At 59.0% G+C, this 12,891-nt stretch carries 15 protein-coding genes (1 of these 15 cut by a window edge); 9 read left to right on the forward strand and 6 right to left on the reverse strand.

The annotated features are described in order from the left end of the window. Positions 1-657, forward strand: the 3' portion of a protein-coding gene (gene rhtA / locus ACVVH8_RS20270) for a threonine/homoserine exporter RhtA (protein ID WP_103304827.1). Its footprint begins 231 nt before the window's first position; 657 of the gene's 888 nt are visible here — the last part of the coding sequence; its start codon lies off the left edge, out of view; it ends in the stop codon at positions 655-657. A gap of 169 nt (positions 658-826) precedes the next feature. Then, positions 827-1,108 carry a hypothetical protein gene (locus ACVVH8_RS20275; protein ID WP_103304826.1) on the forward strand — a complete coding sequence of 94 codons (282 nt, stop codon included), beginning with the start codon at positions 827-829 and terminating at the stop codon, positions 1,106-1,108. 1 nt (position 1,109) lies between these two features. On the opposite strand, the gene ACVVH8_RS20280 is transcribed toward ACVVH8_RS20275, so the two are convergent. Then, on the reverse strand, positions 1,110-1,673 hold the full coding sequence (locus ACVVH8_RS20280; RefSeq protein ID WP_103304825.1) for a TetR/AcrR family transcriptional regulator: 564 nt from the start codon (positions 1,671-1,673) through the stop codon (positions 1,110-1,112). 91 nt (positions 1,674-1,764) lie between these two features. Between ACVVH8_RS20280 and ACVVH8_RS20285 the strand changes: the two genes are divergently transcribed. After that, the gene (locus ACVVH8_RS20285) at positions 1,765-2,493 is read left to right on the forward strand and encodes an SDR family oxidoreductase (protein WP_103304824.1); all 729 of its coding nucleotides are present in this window, start codon (positions 1,765-1,767) and stop codon (positions 2,491-2,493) included. A 37-nt stretch (positions 2,494-2,530) separates the two neighbouring features. Then, the gene (locus ACVVH8_RS20290; protein WP_475225929.1) at positions 2,531-3,127 is read left to right on the forward strand and encodes a 2-hydroxychromene-2-carboxylate isomerase; all 597 of its coding nucleotides are present in this window, start codon (positions 2,531-2,533) and stop codon (positions 3,125-3,127) included. A 48-nt stretch (positions 3,128-3,175) separates the two neighbouring features. Here the strand turns inward: ACVVH8_RS20290 and ACVVH8_RS20295 are convergent, their stop codons facing one another. The 4 genes from ACVVH8_RS20295 to ACVVH8_RS20310 form a co-directional block, all read right to left on the reverse strand. Continuing rightward, a complete protein-coding gene (locus ACVVH8_RS20295; RefSeq protein ID WP_475225932.1) occupies positions 3,176-4,984 on the reverse strand; it encodes an aminopeptidase P family protein in 1,809 nt (602 codons plus the stop codon). Positions 4,985-5,040: 56 nt separating this feature from the next. Further along, the gene (locus tag ACVVH8_RS20300) at positions 5,041-6,207 is read right to left on the reverse strand and encodes an aminotransferase class V-fold PLP-dependent enzyme (RefSeq protein WP_475225934.1); all 1,167 of its coding nucleotides are present in this window, start codon (positions 6,205-6,207) and stop codon (positions 5,041-5,043) included. 205 nt (positions 6,208-6,412) lie between these two features. Continuing rightward, positions 6,413-7,027: a LysE family translocator gene (locus ACVVH8_RS20305; protein ID WP_103304820.1), complete on the reverse strand. Its 615-nt coding sequence runs from the start codon at positions 7,025-7,027 to the stop codon at positions 6,413-6,415. 100 nt (positions 7,028-7,127) lie between these two features. Continuing rightward, positions 7,128-7,385, reverse strand: a complete 258-nt coding sequence (locus ACVVH8_RS20310; RefSeq protein WP_213026157.1) for a hypothetical protein — start codon at positions 7,383-7,385, stop codon at positions 7,128-7,130. A 389-nt stretch (positions 7,386-7,774) separates the two neighbouring features. Between ACVVH8_RS20310 and msuE the strand changes: the two genes are divergently transcribed. From msuE to ACVVH8_RS20330, 4 genes are all read left to right on the forward strand, one after another. After that, positions 7,775-8,338: an FMN reductase gene (msuE, locus tag ACVVH8_RS20315; RefSeq protein ID WP_103304831.1), complete on the forward strand. Its 564-nt coding sequence runs from the start codon at positions 7,775-7,777 to the stop codon at positions 8,336-8,338. 10 nt (positions 8,339-8,348) lie between these two features. Beyond that, positions 8,349-9,494, forward strand: coding sequence for an FMNH2-dependent alkanesulfonate monooxygenase (gene ssuD, locus ACVVH8_RS20320; RefSeq protein WP_475225937.1), 1,146 nt, complete (start codon positions 8,349-8,351; stop codon positions 9,492-9,494). Positions 9,495-9,625: 131 nt separating this feature from the next. Continuing rightward, complete coding sequence (locus ACVVH8_RS20325) at positions 9,626-10,813, forward strand: acyl-CoA dehydrogenase family protein (protein WP_475225940.1); 1,188 nt, start codon at positions 9,626-9,628, stop codon at positions 10,811-10,813. A 36-nt stretch (positions 10,814-10,849) separates the two neighbouring features. Further along, complete coding sequence (locus ACVVH8_RS20330; protein ID WP_475225942.1) at positions 10,850-11,953, forward strand: sigma-54 interaction domain-containing protein; 1,104 nt, start codon at positions 10,850-10,852, stop codon at positions 11,951-11,953. Here ACVVH8_RS20330 and ACVVH8_RS20335 read toward each other — a convergent pair. Continuing rightward, positions 11,950-12,315 carry an antibiotic biosynthesis monooxygenase gene (locus ACVVH8_RS20335; protein ID WP_475225944.1) on the reverse strand — a complete coding sequence of 122 codons (366 nt, stop codon included), beginning with the start codon at positions 12,313-12,315 and terminating at the stop codon, positions 11,950-11,952. The two genes, ACVVH8_RS20330 and ACVVH8_RS20335, sit on opposite strands and share 4 nt — an antisense overlap. Positions 12,316-12,407: 92 nt before the next feature. Between ACVVH8_RS20335 and soxR the strand changes: the two genes are divergently transcribed. Beyond that, entirely contained in the window at positions 12,408-12,857 is a 450-nt protein-coding gene (gene soxR / locus ACVVH8_RS20340; RefSeq protein ID WP_475225947.1) for a redox-sensitive transcriptional activator SoxR, read from the forward strand. Positions 12,858-12,891: the final 34 nt, after the last annotated feature.

The following is a 12,891-nucleotide window of genomic DNA, read 5'->3' on the forward strand; positions in this document are numbered from 1 at the left end:
TACGGCATGGCGCTAGGTGGAATGAACTTTCTCTTCTATATGTCATTGCGCACAGTGCCTTTGGGGATCGCCGTTGCCCTCGAATTCACCGGACCACTGGCCGTAGCCATCTATGCATCTCGTCGTGCAATCGACTTTCTATGGATCGGACTGGCTGCAACCGGACTGCTGCTATTGATACCGACGGGGGCAACAACCGCCGGAATCGATTTGGTCGGTGCCGGCTACGCTTTGGGGGCCGGTGCCTGCTGGGCGCTGTACATTCTGTTCGGGCAGAAGGCCGGTGCAGATAACGGAGTCACCACCGCAGCACTGGGCGTGATGATCGCGGCGTTGTTTGTCGCCCCCATAGGCATCGTCCATGCGGGTGCCGCGCTACTGACGCCATCACTGATCCCGGTGGCAATTGGCGTTGCCATCCTCTCTACCGCCCTTCCATATACCTTGGAAATGGTCGCGCTCACGCGTATTCCCGCGCGCACCTTCGGAACATTGATGAGCATTGAGCCCGCGTTCGGTGCGCTGTCAGGTCTGCTGTTTCTGCAGGAATACCTCACGCTGTCACAATGGATGGCAATCCTGTGCATCATCCTGGCTTCCGTCGGCGCCACCATGACCATGGGCAGTGCCGCCAAGCCCGCCATTGCGGCAGATTGAAACAGGATTTGACGAAGGTCTGGCAATTGGAGCTCATATAGGCCATGTTTAGGCCCGTAACCCAATGCCAGACATGGATTTTTTTCGGACAGGGATTTCACAACGCTTACAGCGCAGGCGAATACAGGCAGACCCGAGCGTCAGACTCGCGGCCGCTATAAGGACGGTAATGAAACGAATTTTGATACTGATCGCCGTACTCGCAATCGCGGGCTGTGCGGCGACCTCGAAAACCCAGGTAAAGCACGGCAAGAAAGGGCTGCACATCAACTGTTCGGGGCTCTCGTCCTCTTGGGACAAGTGCTATACCAGCGCAGCCAACTCCTGCGCTCCGAAAGGTTATAAGGTCATCGCCAAGTCGGGAGACTCCGTGGAGGAGCCTGGCGATTATCCATTCGGTCTCAATCCCGCCGGTTACACCAGCCGCAGCATGATCGTCATCTGTAAATAGATCACGGCAGACTGGCGATCTGGCGACCAATCTCGTCATGACTGGACTTCAGCACCGCTCGCTGAATGTCCGGCGTGGCCAGCATCCGCGCCACCACCAGAGCTCCAACGCACTGCGATAGAACCGACCACGCCAGGCTGTCGCTCTCCAGTATCCGCGCCCAACTCTCTTGAAGCCGACAGATCCACAGCTCGGCCTGCTCACGAACCTGAATTTCCGAACGGGCGATTTCCGCACCCAGCGCCGGCAGAGCACAGCCGGATTCAGGCTGTTCAACGTGAGCCATGCTCAAATAGTGTTTGAGACAGCGTTCCAGCCGTTCACGATCCTGTTCGCCCTGCCCGCCCAATCGCGCCAGGCTTTGCCCCAACTCTCGCTCGACGATAGCCGTGAACAGCGCATCTTTCGACGAAAAGTGACTGTAAAACGCCGCTCCGCTCAGGCCAATGGCTTTCATCAAACCATCGACGCCGACCGTGGAAAACCCGTTTTGTTTGGCAGACAACGCGCTGCTCTGCAATAGCTTTTCACGGGTTTCCAGTTTGTGACTGGCGGAATAACGCATGTGTTGATCCTCGAATTGGCCGCCTTGACGTTACTCGGATCCTAGCATAACGTTCGTTCACTTAACGATCGTTTACTAAAGGGGTACACCCATGAATAACAAGAAGGTCGTATTGGTGGTTGGCGCAGGCGATGCGACGGGAGGAGCGATTGCCAAGCGTTTTGCCAAAGAAGGATTCGTCGCCTGCGTCACCCGGCGCAGCGTCGATAAATTGCAGCCACTGGTGGAGGCGATTCAGGCCGAGGGCGGCGAAGCCCACGGTTTTGCCTGCGATGCGCGTAAGGAAGAAGACGTCATTGCCTTGATCGAAGACATTGAAACCCGCCTCGGCCCGATTGAAGCGTTTGTCTTCAACATCGGCGCCAACGTGCCCTGCAGCATCCTAGAAGAAACCGCTCGCAAGTATTTCAAGATCTGGGAAATGGCTTGTTTCTCCGGCTTTCTCAACGCCCGTGAGGTGGCCAAACGCATGGTCACCCGCAAACGCGGCACGATACTTTTCACCGGGGCCACTGCCGGATTGCGTGGTGCGTCGGGTTTCGCTGCATTCGCCGGAGCCAAACACGGCATCCGCGCCTTGGCGCAAAGCATGGCGCGCGAGTTGGGACCAATGAACATTCATGTCGCCCATGTCGTGGTCGATGGTGCTATTGATACCGACTTCATCCGCACCAGTTTCCCTGAGAAGTACGCCACCAAGGATCAGGACGGCATCCTCAATCCCGAACACATCGCCGAAAACTATTGGTATCTGCACAGTCAGCCACGGGACGCATGGACATTCGAACTGGATCTGCGCCCCTGGAACGAACGCTGGTAAATCCACCGCCCATAACAATAAGTAGAGAGCAGCGATAATGACGAAAACCGTGGAGTTCTATTTCGACCTTGGCAGCCCTGCCACGTACCTGGCCTACACCCAGCTGCCGAAAATCTGCGCCGATACCGGCAGCGAGCTGATCTATATCCCGATGTTGCTCGGCGGCGTATTCAAGGCAACCGGCAACGCTTCTCCGGCAATGATTCCGGCCAAGGGTCGGTACATGTTTCAAGACCTGGATCGCTACGCAAAACGCTATGGCGTGCCCCTCAGGTTCAATCCGCACTTCCCGATCAATACGCTGATACTGATGCGTGCCGTCACCGGCATACAGCTGCGCCAGCCGGAACGCTTTCAAGCGTTTATCGACTGCTTGTTCAGCGCATTGTGGGTAGAAAGCCGAAGCCTGGACGAACCGGCTACAGTCGCCGCTGTGTTGAGCGAACACGGCTTTGATCCCGATGAAGTCCTGGCGTTGACCAGCGACGAAACCGTCAAGGCTGCATTGAAAGACAATACCGAGACGGCCGTTAAACGTGGTGTTTTCGGTGCCCCAACCATGTTTATCGGCAATCAGATGTTCTTCGGCCAGGATCGTCTCGACTTCGTCGAGGAAGCGTTACGCCAATCCTGAATCGACAAAAAAATCAGGCGCTGATTTCAGCGCCTGAGTTGTACACGATCAGATTGCAGCAGTACGCGTATTCAGCCATTCCAACGCTGCACCTTCGAGCAACGGGCTCAAGCGCTCGCGCACTTCAGCGTGGTATGCGTTGAACCACTGTTTCTCTTCCTGAGTCAGCAACGATGGCAGCAGGCAGCGTGTATCGATCGGACACAGGGTCAAGGTTTCGAATTTGAGGAACTCACCGAATTCGCTACTCCCCGCCACCTGATTCATCGCCAGGTTCTCGATGCGCACGCCCCAACGGCCCGGACGATAAGTGCCCGGCTCAATGGAGGTGATCATCCCCGGTTGCATCGCGGTTTGCGGTGCCGCCACTGCCTGGTAGGCAATCACCTGCGGGCCCTCGTGCACGTTGAGGAAATACCCCACGCCGTGACCGGTGCCGTGACCGTAATCGACGCTTTCGGCCCAGATCGGCGCGCGTGCGATAGCGTCGAGCAGCGGCGACAGAATGCCTTTGGGGAACTGTGCCCGTGACAGTGCAATCACCCCTTTCAACACGCGCGTGCAATCGCGCTTCTGCTCTTCGGTCGGTGTGCCGACTGGCACCATACGTGTGATATCAGTGGTGCCGCCCAGGTATTGACCACCGGAGTCGATCAGCAGCAGACCATCACCCTCGATCACCGCGTGCTCTTCTTCGGTGGCGTGATAGTGCGGCATCGCGCCATTGGCGTTGAATGCAGCGATGGTGTTGAAACTCAGCGAAACATAATCCGGGCGACGCTCACGGGCAGCGGTGAGTTTTTCGTCGATGGTCAGTTCGGTAATGCGTTCGCGGCCCCAGGCCGACTCCAGCCAGGCGAAAAACTCGCAGAGTGCCGCGCCGTCCTGTTCCATGGCTTTACGGATGTGCTGGGCGTCAGCTTCACTTTTTTGCGATTTGGCCAGCGTGGTCGGGTTCAAGCCTTCGACCAGTTTCACGCCGCTATCGAGGTTATCCAGCAGACCACTGGTTACGCGCGCGGGGTCCACCAGCAGGCTCGCGCCACTCGGTACGGCACGCAGAGCGTCGGACACTTCGCGGTAATCACGCAGCGTTACGCCGTCTTTCTCCAGCACTGCCCGCAAATCAGCATCAACCTTGCTCAACGCCACGAACAGCGTGGCTTGCTGTTGATTGATCAACGCGAACGAAACAAACACCGGGTTGAACGACACGTCACCGCCACGCAAATTGAACAACCACGCGATGTCGTCGAGGGTGGCGATGAAGTGCCAATCGGCGCCGCGCTCCTGCAACGTCTCGCGCAGTTTGGCGAGCTTCTCGCCGCGACTGACAGTCGCTTGCGGCGGCAAATGCTGATAGATCGGCGCATTCGGCAGGCTTGGGCGATCGCTCCAGACTTCCTTGAGCAGATCGATATCGGTGCGCAGACGTGCGCCGCGTGCTTCGAGCTTGCTGCCCAACGTGCGGGCGAAAGCCACCGCCATCACCGCGCCATCGACCGCAACCACACCACCTTCCGGTGTTTGCTCAGCCAGCCAATCCAGCGGGCTCGGTTGACCCGGTTGCAGCTTGACCAGTTCGATACCGCTGCCTTTGAGCTCCTTGGTCGCCTGTTCCCAATAACGACTGTCAGCCCAGACACCGGCGAAATCGTCAGTAACAATCAAAGTCCCGACCGAACCATGGAAACCCGAGAGCCACTGCCGACCTTGCCAGTAACCCGGCAGGTATTCCGACAGATGCGGGTCGGCGGACGGCACCAACAGCGCATGAATGCCTTCGCGGCGCATCAGTTCACGGGTGTGCGCCAGGCGCTGGGGAACCGATCCTTCGGTCAAAGTCTGGGTACTCATCATGTCTCCTGCCAATCACTTCATCGTTATTGTTCGTCACCGGAACAACCGGCTCGTTAAAGCCCTGTCGCCCAGAATGCCGGAGCACTGGCGCAGGCGGTCTTGATCAGTTGCGCGGCCTTGTCGATATCTTCGGCGGTGGTGAAACGGCCGAGGCTCAAGCGGATGGTACGCCCGGCCAGACGCGCATCATGCCCCAGGGCCAACAGCACATGCGACGGCGTGTTGCTCGCGGAATTGCACGCCGAAGTCGCGGAAAACGCCATCGAATGGCTCAAAGCCGCGCTGTTGAATTCGCCCTCGCTGAAGGTCAGGCTCAAGGTATGCGGAATGCGCTGGGTGGCACTGCCATTGAGGCGCATGCCCGGCAGGCTCAGCAGTTGTTCAAGCAAGCGTTCGCGCAACGCGACAATGGTTTTTTTCTCTTCATCGAATGCAGCGGCGGCCAAGGCAAATGCGGCGCCCATTGCGGCGATCTGGTGGGTCGCCAAGGTGCCCGAGCGCAAACCGCTCTCGTGTCCGCCGCCGTGAATCTGCGCTTGCACGCGCTGCTGCGCCCGGGGACCGACGTACAGCGCGCCGATCCCTTTGGGACCGTAGAGCTTGTGTGCTGAAAACGACATCAGGTCGACCCGCCACTGCGCCAGATCAATCGCCACCTTACCTGCGCCTTGCGCCGCGTCGACATGGAACAACGCCGCGCGACCACGGACGATTTCACCGATGGCCGGGATGTCGTTGACAGTGCCGAGTTCGTTGTTGACCAGCATCAGCGACACCAGAAAAGTGTCGTCACGCATGGCTTCGCTGACCGCTTGCGGGGTAATCAAGCCATCGGCGTCCGGCACCAGGTAGGTCACGGCAATGCCGGCGTCTTGCAACTGGCGGGCGGTATCGAGGATGGCTTTGTGTTCGATCTGGCTGGTAATGATGTGGCCGCCGGGCACACCGCGCGCCTGGGCGACGCCTTTGAGGGCGAGGTTGTTGGACTCGGTGGCACCGGAGGTCCAGACGATCTGTTCGGCTTGCGCGCCGACCAGTTCGGCGACTTGCCGGCGGGCCTGCTCGACCGTTTGCCGGGCTTGCTGGCCGAACGCGTGGGAGCTGGAGGCCGGGTTGCCGAAATTACCGTGAAACCCCAGACATTCGATCATCACCTGGATGACCCGCTCGTCCACCGGGGTGGTGGCGGCGTAATCGAAATACAACGGACGTATGTTCATAAAAGACTCGCAGAGCGTGTTCCGGGATCAGGAGGCTCGTGTCTGCAAACGGCACTGCGCAGCCTTGTGAGCTGCGCGTCGGTTCGAGAGCGTCATCAATACCTGATCGGATGCCGTTAAAGAAGAACAACTTCATTTAAAAGTGCGTAGGAACGCTCCTGAAGCCGAGCTTAACAGGCATCGGGCGGGCGGTTGAAGCAATGCGTCAGCTAAAGCTTTCGAGAAGTAACGGGTATAACGAAATCACCAGTAACGCCGCCATGCCCCAGTTGAACACGCGCAGCCAGCGCGGATCTTTCAACACATTGCGCAACAGCGTGCCGCACGCGGCCCAGACGCCGACGCTCGGCAAGTTGATGATGGCGAACACCGCGGCGATCACGACCACATTGGTGAAGTAGCCCTGCATCGGCGTATAGGTGCTGATAGCACCGATGGCCATGATCCACGCCTTGGGGTTGACCCACTGGAACGCCGCAGCGCCAAGGTAACTGATCGGTTTGGCGTCGCCTTCGACGTTGTCACCGACAGGCCCCGAGTGCGCGATTTTCCACGCCAGATACAACAGGTACGCCGCGCCGACATAGCGCAGAACCGTGTAGAGCAGCGGGTAAGTCTGAAATACCGCACCCAGGCCAAAGCCTACGGCGACAACCAACACGAAGAAACCGCAGGTAATGCCGAGCATGTGCGGGATGGTTCGGTTGAACCCGAAATTAACCCCCGATGCGAGCAACATTGTGTTGTTCGGTCCCGGTGTAATCGAGGTGACAAGGGCAAACAGGGCAAAGCCCAGCAAAAGATCAAGCGAGAGCGTCATGGGTTCAATCCGTCAGGGTCATTCAGATGTTGACCCTATCCCACGCGGCCCGGCAAACCCACGGACAGTTGGGAAAAACTTCGAGCAGTACAGTTTTCTTCTAGCTTGGACGACCGTGCAGCTGTACCGCACGTTCTGCGCTCATTTCGGCTTGCTTGTCGAATTGCGACTGACCCAGCAATTGGGCTTTCTTCGCGTGGTATTCGTCGAAGGACAAACCGCTGCGGTTCAGCGCTTCCATCGCCAGTTCGCGGGATTCTTCTGCGGTGTAGGGGCGCAATTCCGGGGAAACATGGCTGGCGCAACCGGCGAGAACGGAGACAGCGAGCAATAGGGAGACAGTCAATAAACGATTCATGGGAGCGTCCTGGCGAGCAATGTGGGGGTCGATGGACAAAGGCTACGCCCGGGCACACTCGCGCAAAAATCATCGCTCTCAATAGTGGCTATCAGAAAATCAGCATCACCGGCCTATATCTCCTAATGATCTATAAATATCAATTAACGTTCTTTTACGGAATATCAATCAACCTTTATAAATCCCTGCATGCATTCTCCACTGTTGCTCCAGCAACTGTTGCACTGGCAACAGTGGATCAACAATCCGGCCGCTAATGCACATAGCCGACCCCGACCGAAACGCTCAACGCCCCGTAAACCGGGCCCTCCAGGAATTGGTACAGCACTTGCTCAAGCCCAGTGACTTACTCACTGCTCGCTGAGCAACTGTTGAAAAAGGAACTGATCATGTCGCGTCCCCTGAAAGTCGTCGCCCTGTCCGGCGGAACCTGGCGTCCATCGCGCACGTTGGTGCTGACCCAAGCCCTACTGAGCGAATTGGCCGGGCACTTGCCAATCGAGAGCCATCTGATCGAACTCGGTGACATCGCCCGTCCGCTGGGTGGTGCCCTTTCGCGCCAAGAGTTGAGTGCGGAAGTCGAAGCCGAGCTGCAAGCCATCGAACAGGCCGACCTGCTGATCGTGGCCGCACCGGTTTATCGCGGTTCCTATCCGGGCCTGCTCAAGCATTTGTTCGACCTGATAGACCTCAATGCGCTGATCGATACACCGGTGTTGCTGGCGGCTACTGGCGGCAGTGAACGCCATGCGCTGGTACTCGATCACCAGCTTCGCCCGCTGTTCAGTTTCTTCCAGGCCGTGACGCTGCCGATCGGCGTGTACGCCACCGAGGCCGATTTCGCCGATTACCAGATCACCAGCGAGCCATTGAAAGCGCGGATCCGCTTGGCCGCCGAGCGTGCCGCGCCGTTGTTCGCGACGCAAATCAAACCGTTGCTGAAGATCGCTTAAGGAGCTGTTCATGGATGTTTTCTGGTTCCTGCCGACCCACGGCGACGGCCACTATCTGGGTACCACTCAAGGTGCGCGCCCGGTCACGCTCAATTATTTGAAACAAGTCGCGCAAGCCGCGGACAGTCTCGGTTATCACGGTGTGCTGATTCCCACCGGACGCTCCTGCGAGGACTCGTGGGTGATCGCCTCGGCGCTGGTGCCGTTGACAGAACGCCTGCGTTATCTGGTGGCGATTCGCCCGGGGATCATTTCGCCGACGGTGTCGGCGCGCATGGCGGCGACGCTGGATCGACTGTCCAACGGCCGCTTGTTGATCAACGTGGTGACCGGCGGCGATCCGGACGAGAACCGAGGCGATGGCAGTTTCCTCAGCCACAGCGAACGCTACGAAGTCACCGACGAATTCCTCAGGATCTGGCGCCGGGTGTTGCAAGGCGAATCAGTGGATTTTGAAGGCAAGCATCTCAAAGTGCAGAACGCCAAGGCGTTGTACCCGCCGGTGCAGAAGCCTTATCCGCCGCTGTACTTCGGTGGTTCGTCCGACGCGGCACATGATCTCGCCGCTGAACAAGTCGACGTCTATCTGACATGGGGTGAACCGCCGGCTGCCGTCGCCGAGAAACTCGCCGATGTGCGTGAACGTGCGGCGCGTCATGGTCGCAAGGTCAAATTCGGCATTCGCTTGCATGTGATCGTCCGCGAGACCGCCGAAGAAGCGTGGAAAGCCGCGGACAAACTGATCGAACACATCAGTGATGAAACCATTGAGGCGGCGCAGAAATCGTTTTCGCGTTTCGACTCCGAAGGTCAACGACGCATGGCGGCATTGCACGATGGCCGTCGCGACAACCTGGAAATCGCACCCAACCTGTGGGCTGGCGTCGGCCTGGTACGTGGCGGCGCCGGCACTGCACTGGTCGGCGATCCGCAGCAAGTCGCGGCGCGGATCAAGGAGTACGCGGACCTGGGCATCGAGAGCTTCATTTTCTCCGGCTATCCGCATCTGGAAGAGGCTTACCGGTTTGCCGAACTGGTGTTTCCGCTGTTGCCGGAGCCATACGCGAGCCTGGCCGGGCGCGGCGTGACCAACCTCACCGGGCCGTTTGGCGAAATGATCGCCAACGATGTGTTGCCCGCCCAAGCCAAGGCCTGAAAACGCCCACTGTAGGAGTGAGCCTGCTCGCGAAAGCGGTGTGTCTGCGCCGGTGATGTCGACTGTGCTGACCTCATCGCGAGCAGGCTCACTCCTACAGATAATCGCGTCGATTTGATGAGGAACACCGCGTGACCGCCAAACCACAAAGCACCCTGCTCTCCCCGCTGCTGACTGCCCGTCAACTGGCCGCCGAATTTGCCCTGACCGCCGTCGAACGCGACGAGCGCGGTGGCACCCCGAAAGCCCAGCGAGATGCCCTGCGTGACAGCGGCCTGCTGGCCCTGAGCATTCCGACCCGCTACGGCGGTCTCGGCGCGAGCTGGAGTGAAACCCTGCAGATCGTCCGCGAGTTCGCCAAAGTCGACAGTTCCATCGCCCACGTCTTCGGTTTTCATCACCTGATGCTCGCCACCGTGCGCCTGTTTTCTCGCACCGAGCAATGGCAGCCATGGTTCGAACAGACCGCCCGCCAGAACTGGTTTTGGGGTAACGCCTTGAATCCGCTCGACACCCGCACGGTGGTCAAGGACTTCGGTGGCTGGCGTGAGTTTTCCGGCAAGAAAAGCTTCTGCTCCGGCGCCACCGACTCGCAGATGCTCATCGCCTCGGCAGTGGATGAAAGTGCTGGCGGCAAATTGCTCATCGCCGCGATCCCTACGGGCCGCAGTGGCATCACCTTACATGATGACTGGAACAACATCGGCCAGCGCCAGACCGACAGCGGCAGCGCCACCTTCGAACGGGTGCGGGTCGAGGAATCGGAACTGCTGCTCGATCCCGGCCCGCTGAGCACACCGTTCGCCTGCTTGCGCCCGCTGATCGCGCAACTGACCTTCACGCATATGTTTCTCGGGATTGCCGAAGGGGCTTTTGAAGAAGCGCGGAATTACACCCTGAGCGAAACCCGCCTCTGGCACAAATCCGCCGCGCGCGATGTGCGTGAAGATCCTTACGTGCTCGCGCATTACGGCGAGTTCTGGGTTGCACTGGAAGGCATTCGCCTGCTGGTCGAGCGCGCAGCAGCGCTGCTTGATCAGGCGTGGGCCAAAGGTCCGAACCTCAGCGCCGAAGAACGCGGACATCTGGCCACGGCGATTGCCACCGCCAAAGTCGCCGCCAGCCGTCAGGGCCTCGACATTTGCAGCCGCCTGTTTGAAGTCACCGGCGCACGGGCGACTCACGCCTCGCTGCGCCTGGATCGACACTGGCGCAACCTGCGCACGCAAACCCTGCACGATCCGCTGGATTACAAACTCCATGAGCTGGGCGACTGGGCGCTGAATCAGGCGCTGCCGGTACCGACCTTCTATTCCTGACCTGCCTGCATTTGAACTAAAAAGAAGGACGAGCCCATGCAACTGCTGACTCTACCGCCCTCACCCGCCCTGGCCACGTCGATCCGCGCCACCGCGCAGGTGTTCGAAGACCCGAAGTCCCAGGCCCTGCTCGCGCATTTGCAACAGGTCGCACCGAGTGAAGCCAGCGTGCTGATCATCGGTGAGACCGGCACCGGCAAAGAGCTGGTAGCGCGGCACATTCATAACCTGAGCAACCGCCGTCATCGGCCATTCATCGCGGTCAATTGCGGAGCGTTTTCCGAGTCACTGGTGGAAGCTGAACTGTTCGGCCACGAAAAAGGCGCGTTCACCGGTGCGTTGAGCGCCAAGGCCGGGTGGTTTGAGGAAGCGGATGGCGGCACGCTATTTCTCGATGAAATCGGCGATTTGCCGATGGCGATTCAGGTGAAGTTGTTGCGGGTACTGCAGGAGCGCGAAGTGGTGCGGCTAGGGTCGCGCAAAAGCATTCCCATCGACGTGCGAGTGCTGGCGGCGACCAACGTGCAGCTGGAGAAAGCGATCAATGCCGGGAATTTTCGCGAGGATCTGTATTACCGGCTCAACGTGGTCAATCTGGAATTGAACCCATTGCGCGAACGGCCCGGCGATATCCTGCCGCTGACCCGGCACTTTATCGAAGCCTACAGTCAGCGTCTGGGGTACGGCCGGGTCAGCATCAGTCCCGGCGCGGAAAACAAGCTGCGCAGCTACAGTTGGCCGGGCAATATTCGCGAACTGGAAAACGTCATCCATCATACACTGCTGATCTGCCGCAACGGTGTGATCGAACGCGATGACTTGCGTCTGTCGAACCTGCGTATCGAACGCCCGGACGATCACCACGCCAGCGCCGACGATTCACCGGAAGCGTTGCTGGAACAAGCCTTCCAGAAACTCTTCGCCCAACAGGCCGGGGCGTTGCATGAAAAAGTCGAAGACGCTTTGCTACGCGCCGCCTATCGCTTCTGCCATTACAACCAGGTGCACACCGCTGCGTTGCTTGGTCTGAGCCGCAATGTCACCCGCACGCGGTTGATCAAGATCGGCGAACTGGCGGTGAACAAGCGGCGTATGACGGAAAACCTGCAAGGTGAGCGGCTGATCCAGTTGTCGATCTAACCGACCAGGGTGCATTGCAGTGCATCGTCGTGACTACGGGCGATGCTGCTCAGCACCTGGAACGAGTTGAAGGTGACGGTTTTCGCCTGATGGGCGCGGATCAACTGCCAGAAGTCCTGCTCGCCGCTTTCGAAACTGCGAAACGCGGCCTCCCCGGCCTCGCGCGTCTGCCATTGCAAAAAGCTCAAGACCCGCCGGCCATCGTCGCTGGCTTGCACGCTGGCACTGACAAAACCGTCGTAGCGTTGCGCCAGGCGCTCAGTCTGCACCGACAGCGCCGAGACCAGCGCCCATTGCTGGCGTGGCTCGATCTCGAATTCGATCAATTGGGTAAAGCTGCGGTTCTTCGCTGATGCTTGCATGAAAAGTCCCCACTCATCGTAAGACGAGTCTTGCGACTCGAAGGCCTGCAGGGTAAAACCTCTAGTTAAGTCAAGGTCAAGGGCTTTTCAGCATGATCAGCAAGGAAAACGTGCACAAGCCACTCACTGTTGGCGAGGTCGCGGCGCGCAGCGGTGTCGCGGTCACAGCCCTGCACTTTTATGAGTCCAAGGGTTTGATCAAGAGCCAGCGCAATGCCGGCAATCAGCGCCGTTATGCGCGAGCCGTGTTGCGCCGTGTGGCGCTGATCAAGGTCGCACAACGTTTGGGTATTCCGCTGGCGGAAATTGGCGAGGCGCTGAAAACCCTCCCGGACGATCGCGCACCGACGGCGGCGGACTGGAAGATGCTCTCGGAGCGATGGCGGCGAGAACTGGATGAACGGATCAATCAACTGACGTTGCTGCGTGACCGGCTCACCGGCTGCATCGGTTGTGGTTGTCTGTCGATGGAGGCGTGCCCGTTGCGCAATCAGGGCGATGTGCTGGGCGAACAAGGGCCGGGAGCGCACTTTCCAACCTGAATATTCCTGATGAATATCCTTGGGTGGATACAAA

This window comes from Pseudomonas trutticola BRTCR10 (assembly GCF_056155105.1).